The organism is Pedobacter arcticus A12, from assembly GCF_000302595.1.
Taxonomy (GTDB): Bacteria; Bacteroidota; Bacteroidia; order Sphingobacteriales; family Sphingobacteriaceae; genus Pseudopedobacter; species Pseudopedobacter arcticus.
Genome location: NZ_JH947126.1, coordinates 174,883 through 192,226 on the forward strand (window position 1 = coordinate 174,883; position 17,344 = coordinate 192,226).

Annotated in this window: 12 protein-coding genes; 10 read left to right on the forward strand and 2 right to left on the reverse strand. The window is 38.5% G+C overall.

Features of this window, described 5'->3' with window-relative positions; genetic code table 11:
- From B176_RS21480 to B176_RS0107645, 6 genes are all read left to right on the forward strand, one after another.
- Entirely contained in the window at positions 1–1,935 is a 1,935-nt protein-coding gene (locus tag B176_RS21480) for an efflux RND transporter permease subunit (protein WP_017258203.1), read from the forward strand.
- Entirely contained in the window at positions 1,922–3,169 is a 1,248-nt protein-coding gene (locus tag B176_RS0107625; protein ID WP_017258204.1) for a TolC family protein, read from the forward strand. Before B176_RS21480 ends, B176_RS0107625 begins: the two co-directional genes overlap by 14 nt.
- Positions 3,147–4,484, forward strand: coding sequence for an HlyD family efflux transporter periplasmic adaptor subunit (locus tag B176_RS0107630; protein ID WP_161603016.1), 1,338 nt, complete (start codon positions 3,147–3,149; stop codon positions 4,482–4,484). Before B176_RS0107625 ends, B176_RS0107630 begins: the two co-directional genes overlap by 23 nt.
- On the forward strand, positions 4,481–5,650 hold the full coding sequence (locus B176_RS0107635) for an efflux RND transporter periplasmic adaptor subunit (protein ID WP_017258206.1): 1,170 nt from the start codon (positions 4,481–4,483) through the stop codon (positions 5,648–5,650). Before B176_RS0107630 ends, B176_RS0107635 begins: the two co-directional genes overlap by 4 nt.
- Before the next feature lie 23 nt (positions 5,651–5,673).
- Positions 5,674–6,198, forward strand: coding sequence for a DUF3347 domain-containing protein (locus B176_RS19200; RefSeq protein WP_017258207.1), 525 nt, complete (start codon positions 5,674–5,676; stop codon positions 6,196–6,198).
- 131 nt (positions 6,199–6,329) lie between these two features.
- Positions 6,330–7,028 carry a class I SAM-dependent methyltransferase gene (locus B176_RS0107645; RefSeq protein ID WP_017258208.1) on the forward strand — a complete coding sequence of 233 codons (699 nt, stop codon included), beginning with the start codon at positions 6,330–6,332 and terminating at the stop codon, positions 7,026–7,028.
- Between the two features lie 205 nt (positions 7,029–7,233).
- Here B176_RS0107645 and B176_RS0107650 read toward each other — a convergent pair whose 3' ends face one another.
- Together B176_RS0107650 and B176_RS0107655 are read right to left on the reverse strand one after the other, a co-directional pair.
- Positions 7,234–7,701: a DsrE family protein gene (locus B176_RS0107650; RefSeq protein ID WP_026063221.1), complete on the reverse strand. Its 468-nt coding sequence runs from the start codon at positions 7,699–7,701 to the stop codon at positions 7,234–7,236.
- A gap of 317 nt (positions 7,702–8,018) precedes the next feature.
- The gene (locus tag B176_RS0107655) at positions 8,019–10,562 is read right to left on the reverse strand and encodes an ATP-dependent Clp protease ATP-binding subunit (protein ID WP_017258210.1); all 2,544 of its coding nucleotides are present in this window, start codon (positions 10,560–10,562) and stop codon (positions 8,019–8,021) included.
- A 193-nt stretch (positions 10,563–10,755) separates the two neighbouring features.
- On the opposite strand from B176_RS0107655, the gene ettA reads away from it, so the two are divergent.
- The 4 genes from ettA (at position 10,756) to B176_RS0107685 (ending at position 17,331) form a co-directional block, all read left to right on the forward strand.
- The gene (gene ettA / locus B176_RS0107660) at positions 10,756–12,435 is read left to right on the forward strand and encodes an energy-dependent translational throttle protein EttA (protein ID WP_017258211.1); all 1,680 of its coding nucleotides are present in this window, start codon (positions 10,756–10,758) and stop codon (positions 12,433–12,435) included.
- A gap of 344 nt (positions 12,436–12,779) precedes the next feature.
- Entirely contained in the window at positions 12,780–13,463 is a 684-nt protein-coding gene (locus B176_RS0107675; protein WP_017258214.1) for a pseudouridine synthase, read from the forward strand.
- A gap of 161 nt (positions 13,464–13,624) precedes the next feature.
- Positions 13,625–14,464, forward strand: coding sequence for a hypothetical protein (locus tag B176_RS0107680; protein ID WP_017258215.1), 840 nt, complete (start codon positions 13,625–13,627; stop codon positions 14,462–14,464).
- A 62-nt stretch (positions 14,465–14,526) separates the two neighbouring features.
- Positions 14,527–17,331: a TonB-dependent receptor gene (locus tag B176_RS0107685; RefSeq protein ID WP_026063222.1), complete on the forward strand. Its 2,805-nt coding sequence runs from the start codon at positions 14,527–14,529 to the stop codon at positions 17,329–17,331.
- Positions 17,332–17,344: the final 13 nt, after the last annotated feature.

Here is a 17,344-nt window from a genome sequence, read left to right on the forward strand (position 1 = left end):
ATGAAGAATATATTTAAGAAAAGTTCCGAAAAGGATTTCGTTAAACTCGATAATCAGGAACGTTTAACCATTATTGAAAGAGCTTGTAAGCAGGTTTCTCGCGGGGTTTTCTTCTCTACGGTTATCATAATCGCTTCGTTTTTGCCTGTGTTTTTATTAACCGGACAAGAAGGAAAACTCTTTCATCCCTTAGCTTACACTAAAACTTTTATTTTAATAGTAGATGCCTTATTGGTGATTACGCTGGCACCTGTTTTAATTTCCTTTTTTATGAAAGGGAATTTCAGACCCGACGATCATAATCCCATCAACAGGTTTTTAGAGCGTATTTACGAGCCTACCATCAAAGCCTGTTTAAAGCACCGAAAAACTACCCTCGGGGTAAATATTGTGGCTTTGCTCATCAGCATTCCATTGTTGTTTAGCTTAGGAAGAGAGTTTATGCCTCCACTGGATGAACAATCTATCCTATTTATGCCGGTGACATTGCCAGATGTTTCCAACTCGGAGATCAAAAGAATTTTGCAGGTACAGGATAAAATCATCAAATCAACGCCAGAAGTTGAACAAGTGCTAGGAAAAGCTGGAAGGGCAAATACTGCCACGGACAACTCTCCGATCAGCATGATTGAAACCATCATTCAGCTGAAGCCAAAAAGCCAATGGCGTGAGGGAATGACTAAGAAAAAGATTGTAGACGAGCTGGATGCCAAACTGCAAATCCCTGGTGTGGTTAACGGATGGACGCAACCTATCATCAACCGTATCAACATGCTTTCTACCGGAATCCGTACCGATGTAGGTATTAAAGTTTACGGTCAGGATTTAACAGAAATCGCTAAAGTTGAAGAGCAGATCAAAGAAAAACTAACGGGAATAGATGGTATTAAAGACCTTTATGTAGAACCTGTAACCGGAGGAAAATACCTGAATGCTGACATTAACAGAGAAGCCTTAACTCGCTATGGTTTAACGGTAAAAGATATTAATGAGGTAGTAGAATCTGCCATTGGCGGAGTGCCTTTTACCAATACCATTGAAGGCAGGGAACGTTTTGGAATTTCCGTCCGTTTGGGTGAGGATTACCGAAACAGCGTTGCTAAACTAAAGCGAATTCCTATCAGTTCGCCAGATGCAGGAATTATTCCGCTTTCTGATGTAGTTGACTTTTCTTTCACTGATGGTCCGCCAATGATTACTTCAGAAAATGCTTTATTACGAGGTGCAGTGATGTTTAATGTGCGTGACCGCGATTTAGGAAGCACTGTAAGTGATGCTAGAAACCACGTTAATAAAGAACTTAAATTACCGAAAGGTTATTTTGTAGAATGGAGCGGACAATATGAAAATTTAATCCGTGGCGAGAAAACCTTGTTGCTCATTTTGCCTTTTGTGCTGGTGATTATTTTCCTAGCGCTTTACTTGGCATTCAATTCTATCCGGGAAGCATTCCTAAGCTTGGTTACCATACCTTTTGCTTTAATTGGCGGAGCTTTATTAGTTTATTTCTATGGAGTTAACTTGTCTATCGCTGTGGCAGTCGGTTTCATTGCTTTGTTTGGAATTGCTGTTCAAACTGGTGTAGTGATGGTGATTTACCTCAATGATGCCATGCAACAATTGGTGAAAGAAAAAGGGAATAGCCGAGAAACCATCACCAAAGAAGACATTAAAGAGTATGTGATTATGGGAGCTTCTAAACGTTTGCGACCAAAAATTATGACCGTTTGTGTGGCACTATTCGGGTTAATTCCCGTTTTATGGAGCACTGGCGTTGGGAGTGATGTGATGGTTCCCATCGTTTTACCGATGATTGGTGGCGTTTTAACCTCATCCACACATATTTTATTAGTTACCCCGCTTATCTTTTTAATGACCAAAGAATATGAGCTTAAAAAATTTGGAAAAATGGAGGTGTTAGATGCTGTACATTAAAAAAATATTTATAACGCTTCCGCTGATGCTGGTGGCACATTTAGGGCTGTTTGCGCAGGATGTAATCTCGATAGATTCGGTTTTAAAAGCCGTTGAAATCCACAATCCCGAACTTAAAATTTACGATGAGCAAGTAAAACAGCAAGATGCACTGGTAGCCGGTGCCGGTGCATGGAAAGCACCGATGGTTGGTGTAGGAACAAACATGACACCTTATAATAATTTCAGCAGAGATCGCGATATGCGTAGCGGTGCTTTGATGATTAGCGCGGAGCAAGAAATCCTAAATCGAAGTAAAAGCGAAAGTGAAAAAGCTTACCTAGCCGTTCAATCGACGATTACCAAAGCTAAAAAAACCAATAACTTAAATGAGTTGAAAGCGCTGGCTCGCTCCTACTATTACGAAGTGGTTTTGGAAGAAAAGAAAGCAGGTTTTATCAATAAAAACATAGAGATTTTAACCACCTTGAAGAAGGTTTCCAACATTCGTTACACTTATAACAAAGCTGACTTAGCACAAATTTATAGTTTAGACGGTAAGATTTATGAAGCTAACAACAAACTGACTACCGCACTTGCTAATGCACATATCGGAAAAATAAGATTGAACGTATTGATGAACAACCCTTATAACAGTCAGATAAAAGTTGATACGGCTTTGGTGATGAATCATTATCTAGTGGAAGACATTGATTCGGTTGTTGCGAATAGAAGTGTGATGAAAGAAACCGAAGCGCAAATCAACAGCCTACAACTGGCAAACAAGATGATTACGAGCGAGAGCAAACCGAGTTTTAATATTTCATTTGACCACATGATTACCTACAATAACATGATGCCGAACGAATATTCCTTAATGGCAGGCATAAGCATTCCAATAGCTCCTTGGTCAGCAAAAAGCTACAAAAGCAAGCTTAAAGCCAATGAATTTGAACGAAATTCAATGCAATTGGAAAAAGACAACCTGCAGAGCAAACTCCGAGGGATGATCAAGAGCTACGAACAGCATTTGGAGCACATGAGTACCGAGCTGGAAACTTACCAAAAGCATATTTTACCTTCTTTTCAAAAAAGTTATGAAGTGATGATGCTCAATTATCAGGAAAACAAAACGGATTTAAGTGCGGTGCTGAATAGCTGGAAGGATATAAATGATAGCCAGATCGATTACCTCAATTTGTATAACGATTATTTTAAAATGTATGTGGAATATGAAAAGAATGTGGAGCGATAGCCTTTTAGGTCGCTTAGTGGAATCAAGAAGCAAGTATCGAGAACCAAGAGATTTGCTTGGTGGCTTTGAACGGTTGAATAATTTTGGGCCTAAGGATAGTTTTTTTAGACGAGCTAAATCTCACTACTCACTACTCAATACTCACTACTGTAAGCTAATCTTTTTGTTTACTTTAATCTCTGTCTCCGCCTGTAATTCTGATTCGAAGAAAGCAGAGACTCATCAGCAATACACCTGCTCCATGCATCCGCAGATTGTGGAAGATGGACCGGGAAGCTGTCCCATTTGTGGGATGGATTTAACGCCTATCCGTGGGCAGCACCAAGCAACACACTCGGCAGATAGCATTTTAGCGATAGGAAATAATCCGGAACACGCCACAGTAACAATGGTGGTAAAAGACGTCTTATACAGTCCTGATATTGCTTTGGATGGAACCGTGACCTATAACACCAATCAGGTAAAAAGCATTTCGGCAAGGGTAAGCGGGAGGATTGAAAAGAGTTTTGTGAAGTACAACTTTGAACCGGTAAAAAAAGGACAACTTTTACTCAAAGTTTATAGCGAAGATTTGGTAGCGATACAACAGGAAATGCTTTATTTAAAATCACAAAATGATACCGACTTGCTGAATAAAACAAAAACGAAATTGAGTTTGTTGGGAGTTTCTACTCAACAAATCAACCAAATTTTGCAAAGCGGAAAAGCAGATTACACCATTAATATTTATAGCAATTATGATGGTTATCTATTAAACCCAGATGCAAGTAATGAAGGTGGTTTTCAGTCGGCCAATACGCCTTTGAACATTAAAGAAGGTCAGTACATAAACAGTGGCGATTTATTATTTAAAGTTTTTAACAATAGCAACTTATGGGCTGAGTTTTACACTAACACTTTAGAAAGTGAATGGCTAAAAGTTGGCACTGCTTTGAATCTAAATATCAACGGACAATCCATCAAGAGCAAGGTCGATTTTATACAGCCTTTCTTTAAAAACAACCAAAATTACAAAGTAATTCGGGTGGTGCTTAACAACCAAAAGCATCATTATAAAATAGGTGAACTGGCTAAAGCCACCTCAACAGCTTCACCCATCCGCGGACTTTGGATTCCTCAACAGGCGGTTTATCAATCGGGAGAGAAAAGCCTCGTTTATATCAAAATAGAAAACAGCTTAAAACCTATGGAAGTCCAAGTTTCGGCGAAAGCCGGTGATAATATTTTAGTAAAAAAAGGATTGGCAAGTGGCGATGAAATCGCGGCGAACGCCAGTTATTTAATCGACAGCGAAAGCTTTATTAATAGCAAATGAAAAGTACCATTAGTATAATTATAGTTCTTGTCTCTTTCTTTTTGTCTTCTTGTGGCAACTCGAATAAAGAAAAACAAGCGCAAAACGCAACGGAAAAGGTAAAATACACCTGCCCTATGCATCCGCAGATTGTGGAAGACCAACCGGGCTCCTGCCCCATTTGTGGGATGGACTTAGTAAAAGTTCAAGACACCGACACCGATGAAATCATCTTGGATGAAAACCAAATTAGGTTGGCCAATATCAAAACGCAGAAAATGGTTTTGGGTGCTTACCAAAACACTATTCTATTGAACGCCCGAGTGGTTAGTAATCCAGAAAGTAACTCGGTAATTTCCAGCCGTTTTAAAGGTCGGGTGGATAAACTTTATCAGCAAGAAATCGGCGCAAGCATTAAAAAAGGCACACCTTTGTATCAAGTTTATAGCGAGGAATTATTGGCTTTACAGAAAGAATACCTATTAAACAAAAAGCTACAAGCAGAATTTCCGTCAGAAAGTATTTACAAAAAGCTAGCGGAAGCCAGTAAAAGCAAACTCCAATTGTATGGGTTAAGCAACAACGATGTTGACCGTATAAAAAATCATTCGCAACAGGCGCATATCACGGTTTATGCCCAAAAAACTGATATAATCACAGGAATTTCCGTTACCGAAGGACAATATCTGATCGAGGGAACACCGGTTTTTACTTTAGAAAACCTAGACAAAGTTTGGATAGAAGCAGATTCATATCCGCAAGAAGCGAAGGCTGTTAAAATTGGCTCAGCTATAACGGTTAACATTAACGGAAACCAGCATCAAGCAAAAGTGGAGTTTTTAAGTCCCCAATTAAACAGCAATACTCAAATTATCACCTTACGGACAAGCATTGCCAACGCAAATCAGCAATATTTCCCCGGAATGAAAGCGAGTGTTATATTAAATAGCAATACTCATAAAGATGCGCTAACTTTGCCCGTTAACGCAGTCATCCGTACAGAAAATGGTGTTTACATTTGGGTAAAACAAGAACATGGGTTTGTGCGTAAAACTGTTGAAATTGCTTCGGAAAACAAGAATGACGTGTTGTTAAAAGACAGTTTAACAAAAAATGAAGAGCTGGTGATCAGTGGCACCTATCTTTTAGAAAGTGAATACAAATTAAGAACAGGAAAGAACAATTAATTAAAACCTTAAATAAATATCAAATGAAAAATTACATCTTGGGTTTAGCCCTTACCGGAATGATTTACAGTGCTTACGCTTGTACTAATCCGTCAGCAAACAACACCAACGCAGAAAACACGAAGACTTCTGCCGAACAAGCTCAAAACAATCCTAAATTTGCCGATGCAAAAGTGAACGAAGTTTATCAGCATTACATTCACTTAAAAACCGCTTTGGTTAACGAGGATAATAAGGAAGCTACAGTTGGTGCAGAAATGCTTTCAAAAGCGATAAAAGATGCTGGTATCGAGTCAAAAATTATCAAAGGAATGGTTAGTGCTAAAGATTTGACAGCGAAAAGAGCTCAGTTTAGCAATTTATCGAACGAGTTAGCTGATACTTTTCGTAAATCTAAATTGGAAAGTGGCGTGGTTTATAAGCAATATTGCCCAATGGCTAATGACAATAACGGAGGTTACTGGTTGGCAAGCGAAAATAAAATCCAAAATCCTTATTACGGAAGCAAAATGATGAGTTGCGGAAGCGTGGAGGAAGAGATTAAGTAACTATAAGTAACTAGTATCGAGTAACAAGACATTAAACTTCTACTCGATACTTAATTTTTACCTTCTACTTGATACTTGCTACTTCTTAAAACTTATCACCTATAACTTACAACCTTCAGTTTACAAAAAAGATGTTCCAAAAAGACCTCTACGGTACAATATTAAAAGATTTCTACAACGGAAAAACTGATTTGGAAGTATTGCTCCACAACCATTATGGCGAGGCGGAGGACTACCCTATTCCGATGTTTTTTCGCGAAGAAAAGGATATGCCCGAAGCGGAAACCATTGCTTTAAACTTATGCAAAGGAAAAGTTTTAGATTTAGGTGCCGGTAGTGGAAACCATGCACTTTGTTTGCAACAAAAAGGTTTTGAGGTTACAGCAATTGATATTTCGGAAGGTGCCTGTGAGGTGATGAAGCTACGTGGCGTAGAAAAAGTGGTTTGTGCGGATGTAATGAAGTATAGCGCAGAAAAGTTTGATACGCTTTTGCTGATGATGAATGGCATTGGTTTCTGTGGTTATATTGATGACTTGAAGCTTTTCTTAAAACACGCAGAAACGCTTTTAAATCCTGGTGGGCAAATTTTATTCGATTCCTCGGATGTTGCCTATTTATATGAAGATTTGGATCGCACCGCCGAACCTTATTATGGCGAAACCGATTACCAATACGAATACCAAGACGAAAAAGGGGAATGGTTCTCCTGGCTTTACATTGATGAATGGACTATGCGAAAAGTGGCCAAAGAATGCGGATGGGAATTACAGGTGGTTTACCAAAATTTGAATGATAATTATCTGGGGAGGTTGACTAAAACCGCCTAAATAGCTTCCGTATTATCCAATCAAAGCCCTGACATTAATTATTAAGCTTTAATTCGCCCTTGGAATTTGCGGTTGTGATGAAGAAGTAAAACCACTGCCTTTCATAGCAAATTCCGCAGGCTACAGTTTTTGGTTACTTTTTTCTGTAAAAAAGTCACTACCATTGCCCGGCTGAGGGCAGGCAAGGCTGTGTGTGTAGGCAAATCTACGGCTTAATTATCGCCCAACCTTGCGCATTTCTAATAATCAGTTCCCCGTTTCCGCTTGGAACAACACCAATAAAAGATAATAGCTGATTACGGTTTAACCCTTGCTCTGCCAGAGAATTATTGCACTGAACAATAATCACCCCTTTTTTCAATAAATCTTTCAAAGCCGCCTCGTAAATACTTCCTTTCAACATTACCTTAGTTCCTGCAGAAAAAGCGACCATCTCAATCTTAACTTTCCCTGTCAATCTTGGATCGGTAAGTGCATTATTAATATTTCTGATTGCTTTCTCTACCGTTTTAGGCTCGTCGGTATCTAACTGATAAATCGCATAATAATTTTCACGGCCAGCCACTGCACCTTCAAACTTTTGGTTTTCTACTTCCACCGCTGATGGTTTAATTTTTTGGCTACAAGCACCTAAGGCTAACAATAGAATAAATAAAGGGAATAATTTTCTCATCTTGAAACTGAAATATGTGATAAAAGGTAAAATAGCCTTGGCTGATTTACTCCAAAAAAGAAGCCAAGATAAAGACATATTTGTTTTTTTCTGAAAGAAGGTAGGTCATTGTTTTCTAAATTAACCGAGAGTCTGCATATTTCCATCCATAATGTAATGACAACCGACTTTTCTTTAAACCACGGACGTTGAATCCTAAGGTGTACTCAAGAACTGGCAGATCTCTCCTATCGTCGAGATGACGCAACGTTAAAAACAAAAAAAGCTGCTTCAATTTTTAAATCGAAACAGCTTTTAAAAAATTAATCAAATTTTATTTACTCAGCACCACTTTCCTTCTCTTCTTCTTTTTTCTTCTTTTTCTTAGCAGTTTTGGCAACGATAGTAATCTCCTCTTTTTCTTTGTCAAAGCCAACTTCCATTGTATCTCCTTCGGATAGTTCGCCTTTAAGAATTTCCTCTGCAATTGGATCTTCTAAGAATTTTTGGATTGCTCTCTTCAACGGTCTTGCTCCAAAAGCCGGATCGAAACCTTTTTCTGCAATATGTTCTTTTGCTTCATCAGTCAGTTTAATCTGATAACCTAAAGTCTGCACCCTACCAAACAACGCTTTTAGCTCGATATCAATAATTTTGAAGATTTCTTCTTTTTGTAGCGAGTTGAAAACAATTACATCATCTACCCTATTCAAAAACTCTGGAGCAAATGCTTTTTTCAAAGCACCTTCAATTACTGATCTACTGTGGCTCTCGGTTTGTGAACTTTTTGCAGCAGTTGTAAAACCAACTCCTTGTCCAAAATCTTTCAACTGGCGAGCACCAATATTAGAAGTCATAATTACGATTGTATTTCTAAAATCGACTTTACGACCTAAAGAATCTGTTAATTGGCCTTCATCCAAAACTTGTAATAAGATATTGAACACATCTGGATGCGCTTTTTCAATCTCATCTAACAAAATTACTGCATAAGGCTTTCTACGAACTTTCTCTGTTAATTGTCCGCCTTCTTCGTAACCTACATATCCCGGAGGCGCTCCAACTAAACGTGAAACCGCAAATTTCTCCATGTATTCACTCATGTCAATCTGAATCAAAGAATCATCAGAATCAAACATAAACCTTGCTAACTCTTTAGCCAATTCAGTTTTACCAACACCTGTGGGACCTAAAAAGATGAAAGAACCAATCGGTTTTTTAGGGTCTTTTAACCCTGCTCTTGTTCTTTGGATGGCTTTGGTTAATTTCTTAATCGCATCATCCTGACCAATGATTTTCTCATTGATTTTATCGAACATGTTCAAAAGCTTAGCGCTATCAGTTTGCCCAACGCGTTGCAAAGGAATACCAGTCATCATGGAAACCACTTCAGCAACATTATCTTCCGTAACGGTATAGCGTTTTGTTTTTGTTTCCGCTTCCCAAGCTACTTTTGCGGTCTCTAACTCTTCTAAAAGGTTTTTCTCTGTATCCCTTAGCTTTGCTGCTTCCTCGTATTTCTGGCTTTTTACTACACGGTTTTTCTCAACTTTTATCAATTCAATCTTCTCCTCAATATCAATGATATCTTGCGGAACATGAATATTAGTTAAGTGAACACGCGATCCAGCCTCATCTAAAGCGTCAATTGCTTTATCAGGTAAAAAACGGTCGGTAATATATCTAGAAGTTAAGTTAACGCAAGCGTTAATTGCTTCGTCGGTATAAGTTACCCCGTGGTGATCTTCGTATTTATCTTTAATTCTGTTTAATATCTCTGTAGTTTCTGCTGGAGTTGCAGGCTCAATCATTACCTTTTGGAAACGACGATCCAATGCACCATCTTTTTCAATGTACTGACGGTATTCATCTAGAGTTGTTGCACCAATACATTGAATTTCTCCTCTTGCCAAAGCTGGTTTAAACATGTTGGACGCATCCAAAGAACCAGAAGCACCGCCAGCACCAACAATGGTATGGATTTCATCAATAAACAAAATCACATCTGGAGATTTCTCCAACTCGTTCATCACGGCTTTCATACGCTCTTCAAACTGACCACGGTATTTTGTACCAGCCACCAAAGAAGCTAAATCAAGCGTAACTACTCTTTTATTGAACAGAACACGCGATACTTTACGCTGTACAATCCTCAGAGCTAAACCTTCTGCTATGGCAGATTTACCCACACCCGGCTCACCAATTAAAATTGGATTGTTCTTTTTTCTACGAGATAAAATCTGAGAAACACGCTCAATTTCTTTTTCGCGACCAACAATTGGATCCAACTTTCCGTCTTCCGCCATCCTGGTTAAATCTCTTCCGAAATTATCTAAAACCGGTGTTTTGGATTTGATATCAGAAACCTTTTTCGGAGCTGTGAAAGCGTCATCATCTCTAAAATCGTCTCCTTCAGTTGCAGAGTTAGAAGGCTCATCTCTGAAACCGTCTTTATTGTGTTCCACTTCTGCTTTAAAAGTTTCGTAATTCAAATTGAACTGCGCTAAAATCTGTGAAGCAATATTGTCTTCTTCTCTCAATACAGAAAGCAATAAATGTTCTGTACCTATAATATCACTTTTAAAGATTTTCGCCTCTAAGTAAGTGATTTTTAAAACTTTTTCTGCCTGTTTGGTCAATGGGATATTCCCTAAATTAACCGTAGTTCCAGAATTGCCTTTTACAGCGTCTTCCACTGCCCTACGTAGTTTAGAAGTATCAACACCTAAAGATTTTAAAATCTTTATCGCCATTCCATCTCCTTCTCTAATCAAGCCGAGTAATAAGTGCTCTGTGCCAATATAGTCGTGACCTAACCTTAAAGCTTCTTCTCTACTGTAAGAAATTACGTCTTTGACTCTTGGTGAAAATTTAGCTTCCATAATAAAACCTTTCTCTATAATGTGTTGAACGTCCCAATGTATAAAATTGTTTTATAAACCGAACAGTTGACTTGGTGTGTATTTATCAACAATACTACCATTTACGTGGAAAACTATCAATCCGTTTCCAAATCGATATTAATTACCCAAATTTGACTAAAAAAACGATATTAGCAATTATTTAAAGGAAAAAATGGCAGACGAGAAAATTATATTTTCGATGGCAGGCGTAAACAAGATTTACCCGCCTCAGAAACAGGTGTTAAAGAATATTTATCTTTCTTTTTTTTATGGAGCGAAGATTGGCGTGATCGGGTTGAACGGTTCTGGAAAATCTTCTGTACTAAAAATTATTGCTGGATTAGATAAAGCTTATCAGGGCGAAGTAGTTTTCGCTCCAGGTTATACTGTAGGATATTTAGCTCAAGATCCACAATTAGATCCTACAAAAACTGTTAAAGAAATTGTTGAGGAAGGCGCAAAAGAAATCACAGATATCATCAAGGAATACGAAGAAATCAATGAAAAATTTGGTTTACCTGAGGTTTATGAGAACGCTGATGCGATGGAAAAACTGATGAACCGCCAAGGTGAATTACAGGATAAAATTGACGCAGTCGATGGCTGGAGTTTAGATACAAAGCTAGAAAGAGCGATGGATGCTTTACGTTGCCCAGAGCCTGATACAAAAATAGCCACATTGTCAGGAGGAGAACGCAGACGAGTGGCACTTTGTCGTTTATTAATACAAGAACCTGATGTTTTATTGTTGGATGAGCCTACGAATCACTTGGATGCAGAGTCTATTGATTGGTTAGAACAACATTTACAACAATACGCAGGAACGGTGATTGCCGTAACCCACGATAGGTATTTCTTGGATAATGTTGCTGGTTGGATTTTAGAATTAGACCGTGGCGAAGGTTTACCTTGGAAAGGAAACTACTCGAGCTGGTTAGACCAAAAATCAAAACGCTTAGCTCAGGAAGAAAAAACAGAAACCAAGCGTCAGAAAACTTTAGAACGTGAGTTGGAATGGAGTAAAATGGCGCCGAAAGCTCGTCATGCTAAATCTAAAGCTCGCTTATCCAACTACGAAAAATTAGCTTCGGAAGAAACTAAGGAACGCGAAGAAAGATTAGAGCTCTTCATCCCGCCAGGACCACGTTTAGGAAATGTAGTAATTGAAGCAACCAATGTTACCAAAGCTTTTGGCGATAAAGTATTGTTTGATAATTTGAATTTCTCTTTACCTCCAGCTGGAATTGTTGGAATCATCGGTCCCAACGGCGCTGGTAAAACCACTTTATTTCGGTTAATCACTGGCCAAGACCAACCAGATAGCGGAACTTTTAGAGTCGGCGAAACGGTTAAGTTGGGTTATGTAGATCAAAGTCACGATGATTTAGACCCGAATAAATCTGTTTGGGAGAATATTACCGGCGGTTTAGAAAGTATGCAACTAGGAAACAAAGTTACTAATTCTAGGGCTTACGTTTCTCGTTTCAACTTTAACGGCGCAGATCAACAGAAGAAAGTTGGTGTATTGTCTGGTGGAGAAAGAAACCGTGTGCATTTAGCTATTACCTTAAAAGAAGGCAGTAACGTTTTATTACTGGATGAGCCAACGAACGATATTGACGTAAATACTTTACGAGCTTTAGAAGAAGCTTTAGAAGATTTTGGTGGTTGTGCAGTAGTGATTTCTCACGATAGATGGTTTTTGGATCGGATTTGTACGCATATTTTAGCTTTTGAAGGCGATTCTCAGGTTTACTTTTTTGAAGGAAACTATTCGGATTATGAAGAGAATAAGAAGAAACGTTTGGGTGATGTTGCTCCGAAAAGAATTAAGTATAGGAAAATCGTTTAGATTTCTCTAAGTCATCGTCATGCTTATTAAGTAGGAAGCATCTCATATGAATTTGTGTCCAAGCAGGGTCTTTCGCAGAAAAGACCCTGCTTTTTTTGTTGTTTCTTTTCTTGCGGTTGGTACGGGTATGTAACCACCACTCGTTATTGGTACGGTAAATATATCAACTGTAGAAGCAACTATTATTTTAACGATCATTTCAGGTTAGGGATTGCAACGATATCCTTTTTTTTGTAAGCCTGAGCGGTGCCGAAGGATGTACAAAAAAAAGATTTAGTGTAAAGCCCGTTAAAACCACCAAATAAAAAACCGAATCCCGAATAATTTTCATTATTTCGCAAGGAATGTTAGAAATTATCCATCAAGACGAAAACCTAGTTTTAATTAATAAACCACACGGCTTGTTGGTACATCAATCGCCTATTGCTAGGGATGCGGAAGAGTTTGCACTCCAGATGCTGAGGGATCAGATTGAGCAGAATGTGTGGCCTGCACATCGATTAGACCGTAAAACCGGCGGACTTCTACTTTTTGCTTTGAACAAAGAAACTAACGTTCTATTGCAAACTCTTTTTAGAGACAACTTAGTTAGAAAGAAATACCTAGCCATTGTACGCGGGCATACGCCAGATGAAATGGATATTGATTATCCGTTAAGAAAGGAAAACGGTGTAATGCAAGAAGCTTTTACGCATTTTAAAACCTTACAGCGGGCAGAAATCCCCGTTGCTTTGGGTAAACATAGTAGTTCTCGATATTCCTTGGTAGAAGCAGCACCAGAAACTGGGCGCATGCATCAATTAAGGAAGCACTTTGCCCACATAAATCATCCTATAATTGGAGACCGACCACACGGCTGCAATAAACAGAACAAACTTTTTAAAGAAACCTGGCAAATGGACACGATGATGTTACATGCCTCGGAACTTTCATTTATACATCCCCACACTAAACAAGAAGTCCGTTTTAAAGCCAAACTCCAAGCAGAATTTTTGCGGATGTTTGAGTTAATGGATTTTTCTGTTTAAACCTTTTTGGCTCAAACAAGTTTAACGAGTGCTTGGTCCTGAGGTTTAAAAAACCATCAATCTATTTAATTTTGATTTTGGTAGCTATTATTTAAGCTCTCGTATCATTTAATTTAAATTTTGCTTGGCAAGCTTAGATTTGTTTAGTTAATAAATTAGGTATGAAAAAAATTACGTTAAAATATACTTGTGCGGTAATTTCCGGATTATTGTTAAATGTTAGCCTTGTCTCTGCACAAAAATCAAGTGATATGCAAGAGGGCAATTTATTGGTCTCCAAAATAAAAGTAGACGGCAACTCGAATGATTGGACCACGCCTTTAAAAGCATTTAATAAAAGTACTGGACTACATTATACTGTTGCAAATGATGATAAAAAGATATACATCATTATCCAAACGAGCGAGGTAAACACCACCCGTAAAATTTTAATGGGTGGCATTACATTTAGTATCAATGCGGACGGGAAAAAGAAAAGTGCGGAATTGGCCAGCTTAACCTACCCCGTAATTACCGGCAACAGCAGACGGAGCGCAATGGGTGGCGGTGGTAGCCAAAGATCTTTTGGGAATTACCAGACCATGACGCAGGCACAACGAGATTCAATGCAACTTGCTTTCGGGCAGAGACAACTGGAAGCTGCAAAAGACATTAAAATACACGGCTTTAAAACTGTGACTGATACCTTAGTTTCTATTTATAACGAATACAGTATTAAAGCCATGGCAACTCTAAACGCTACCGGAACTTACACTTACGAAATTGCGATTCCTTTAGCCCTGCTACCAGTTGATACTGATAAAGAATTTGGCTACAACGTTAAGGTAAATGGCTTACAAATGAGAAATTTAAATTCCGGTAACAATACAAGCAGACTAGGTGGCGGAAATGGCGGTGGTCGCCCAGCTGGAGGTACTCCGAGTGGAGGAAGAGGTGGCTTTGATTTTCAGGATTTAATGACACCAACGGACTTTTCCGGAAAATACACATTAGCTAAATAATTAGAACTCTTTCACCATAAAAAATGACAAAGTCCTTTTCTTGGCTTCTGAGCCTGTTTACAATGCTAATTACTATGGGAGTTCACTTTAACTCGTCCGCACAAACTACACCTGCAAAACCACAGCCTATCCCTACAAGACAGGTAAGTGGAATTGTTAAAGATTCCACAAATCAGGGCGTTATTGGCGCTAGCGTAACACTAACTTCATCTGCAGATACCTTAAGAGGAAGCACCAATGAAGACGGAGTTTTTGTTTTTAGAAACGTTAAATCGTGGGTATTTACGTTGGATGTGAGGTCGCTTGGCTATGTAGCTAAAGTAATTTCTGGCAAATATAACGACGCAACTCCTCGGTTAACCCTAGATCCAATTATTCTAAAAACAGATTCGAGGATGTTAGATGCTGTGATTGTGAATGGCACACCATCCATTGTTTATAAAACGGACACTACTGAATACAGAGCAAGTGATTATGTGGTAAGAGCCGGCGCTACCGTTGACGAACTTTTACAAAAGATGGAAGGTATGGAAGTTGGGAATGATGGTTCTGTAACTGTAAACGGAACTGCCATAGCAAAAGCGAGATTAAACGGCAAAGATATTTATGGTGGTGATGTTGCCACAACCATACAAAACTTGCCAGCAGAAATAGTAGAAAAAATACAAATTGTTGATGACTATGGAAATACTGCTGCCCGAACTGGAATAAAAGACGGTGATCCTACTAAAGTCTTAAACATCACTACGAAAACTGAGAAATCTGTCGGTAATATGGCGAGACTGAACTTTGGCGTGGGTACGCTAGATCAATTAGAAGCAAGTGCTAATATCACACGTATCAATATGAACCAAACCCTTACCGCAAATGGAACTTTTATGCAAACACCAAACGGTATTGCAGGAGGCAACAGTAGTGTGGGGCGCTTAGGTTCTGGAAATAACCGTGGCGGGAGAAGTGGAGGCGGATTTGGTGGTGGAGGTAGTGGAAGTGCTTCTGGTGGTACCAGCTTAATAACTCGTCCGTCTTTTACCTACCGTGATAAGTTTGGTAAAAAACTTGATTTTTTAGCAAATTATGCTTTCCGTTATAACGACAACAACACCATTACAAATAGCTATTCTGAGTTTAACAATATCCTAGAAAACAATCAGGTTGAGAAAACTTTCACCAAAAGGGATGCAGATAATCAAAACTTTGGTGGAACGCACAACATCAATTTTGAATTAGAGTATGCGATTGACAGCGCTAATTTTTTACAGTTTAGACCTACTATTTCTTTAGGCAATACAGATTCGGAAAACACCTCTCGCACTTTTCAAACGGGTTTTATCCATCAAGATCAAACAAACAACAGCAAAATAACAGGCAAAACACCTAATATAAGTGGAACCGTAGCCTACCAACATTTATGGTTGCGCAAACCGGGAAGGGTGTTTTCTGCAGAAGCAACCATAGGGCGTCAAAAAAACGACAACGAATCCGAACAAAATAACTTCATTAGATATTACGACGGTGCAAGTAATAATGTTGAAAAAGATTCAACAATCCACCGAGCAATAAACACCAATAACCTACAAAAAAACTACAGAGCAAGCCTTACCTACTCAGAACCCTTAAGCGAGCTCTCTAGGCTAGAATTTAATGCGAATGTAGAGCGTAGAGGTTATGACAACAGCAAAATCACCAGCAATATCGACAATCTGAATAATAGATCTGTAATAGATTCTTTAAGCAATATCTTCGATTACTTTTTTACGCAATACCGAAATTCTGTAAACTACAAGTACGGAAACAATAAATCAAAATACAGTTTTTCTCTAGGCTTAACAGGCGTTAATACTTCCTTAGTGGGCGAAAAAGTTAGCTTAGGTACAAAAACAGATCAAAGTTATTTTAAGGTGATTCCAATTGCCCGTTTCCAATTGCGCTTATCAAGTACACACCAGTTGGCTGTTTACTACCGAGGAAATGCGAACGAACCTAATTTTGATCAAATACAACCTGTCCGCGATGTTTCAAATCCGCAAAGACCAATTGTGGGTAATCCTGATTTAAAAGCAGCCTTTACCCATTCTGTTGTTGGGCAGTACAGTAACTATATCGCAAACTCAAAATTAAACTATAGCGTACGGGTAAATTCTTCGATCACAGAAAACCAGGTAAGTAGCAATACTGTACCGATAAAAGATGTTTACGGAAGTTTTAAAAATGAAACTCGTTATATCAACATTAACGGAAATAATAAACAAAGTGTAGATTATAGTATCTCTAAACAAAGTAGCGACCGTAAATACAACCTTTCTTTAACAGGAAGCATAGACAAAAATAGAAGAGTTGCCATGAGCAATAGTGTAAAAACCACTTCGGATACTTGGGGTTTCAAAGAAAGTTTAGGTCCGCGAATTAACCCAACTACTTGGTTAGAAATTAACCCGTATATCTCCTACGATTTCAACAAAACCTCCTACTCTATCGCCGATGGCATTACACAGCAGATTTGGTCGGTAAGTTTAGATGGTAACATTTACTTTTTAAAGAATATGCAGTTTGGATATGCGCTAAGTAAAAATTACGTAAGTGGAATCAATAACAACGTTACCAATAACCCTTTTGTAATTAACACCATGCTACAGATGAAGGTTTTTAAAAATAAAGGTGCTTTACAGCTGAGGGCTTATGATTTGTTGAACCAAAACAATTTTATCAACAGAACTACTTCTGATAACGGCTTTACAGAAATTGCAACCAACCCAAATAGCCGTTACGTCATGCTTAATTTAAGTATGAACTTACAAAAATGGACCGGCGCTGTGGGTAAAAAGAATCAGAACATTAGAAGAAGAGGTGATGGAAGTTTCTTTTAACAAGTTGAAAACT

Bases quoted from the DNA above. Each gene is read 5' to 3' on its own strand.
- B176_RS21480 (WP_017258203.1), top strand. From the start codon at position 1: ATGAAGAATATATTTAAGAAAAGTTCCGAAAAGGATTTCGTTAAACTC.
- B176_RS0107625 (WP_017258204.1), top strand. From the start codon at position 1,922: ATGCTGTACATTAAAAAAATATTTATAACGCTTCCGCTGATGCTGGTG.
- B176_RS0107630 (WP_161603016.1), top strand. From the start codon at position 3,147: ATGAAAAGAATGTGGAGCGATAGCCTTTTAGGTCGCTTAGTGGAATCA.
- B176_RS0107635 (WP_017258206.1), top strand. From the start codon at position 4,481: ATGAAAAGTACCATTAGTATAATTATAGTTCTTGTCTCTTTCTTTTTG.
- B176_RS19200 (WP_017258207.1), top strand. From the start codon at position 5,674: ATGAAAAATTACATCTTGGGTTTAGCCCTTACCGGAATGATTTACAGT.
- B176_RS0107645 (WP_017258208.1), top strand. From the start codon at position 6,330: ATGTTCCAAAAAGACCTCTACGGTACAATATTAAAAGATTTCTACAAC.
- B176_RS0107650 (WP_026063221.1), bottom strand. From the start codon at position 7,701: ATGAGAAAATTATTCCCTTTATTTATTCTATTGTTAGCCTTAGGTGCT.
- B176_RS0107655 (WP_017258210.1), bottom strand. From the start codon at position 10,562: ATGGAAGCTAAATTTTCACCAAGAGTCAAAGACGTAATTTCTTACAGT.
- ettA (WP_017258211.1), top strand. From the start codon at position 10,756: ATGGCAGACGAGAAAATTATATTTTCGATGGCAGGCGTAAACAAGATT.
- B176_RS0107675 (WP_017258214.1), top strand. From the start codon at position 12,780: ATGTTAGAAATTATCCATCAAGACGAAAACCTAGTTTTAATTAATAAA.
- B176_RS0107680 (WP_017258215.1), top strand. From the start codon at position 13,625: ATGAAAAAAATTACGTTAAAATATACTTGTGCGGTAATTTCCGGATTA.
- B176_RS0107685 (WP_026063222.1), top strand. From the start codon at position 14,527: ATGCTAATTACTATGGGAGTTCACTTTAACTCGTCCGCACAAACTACA.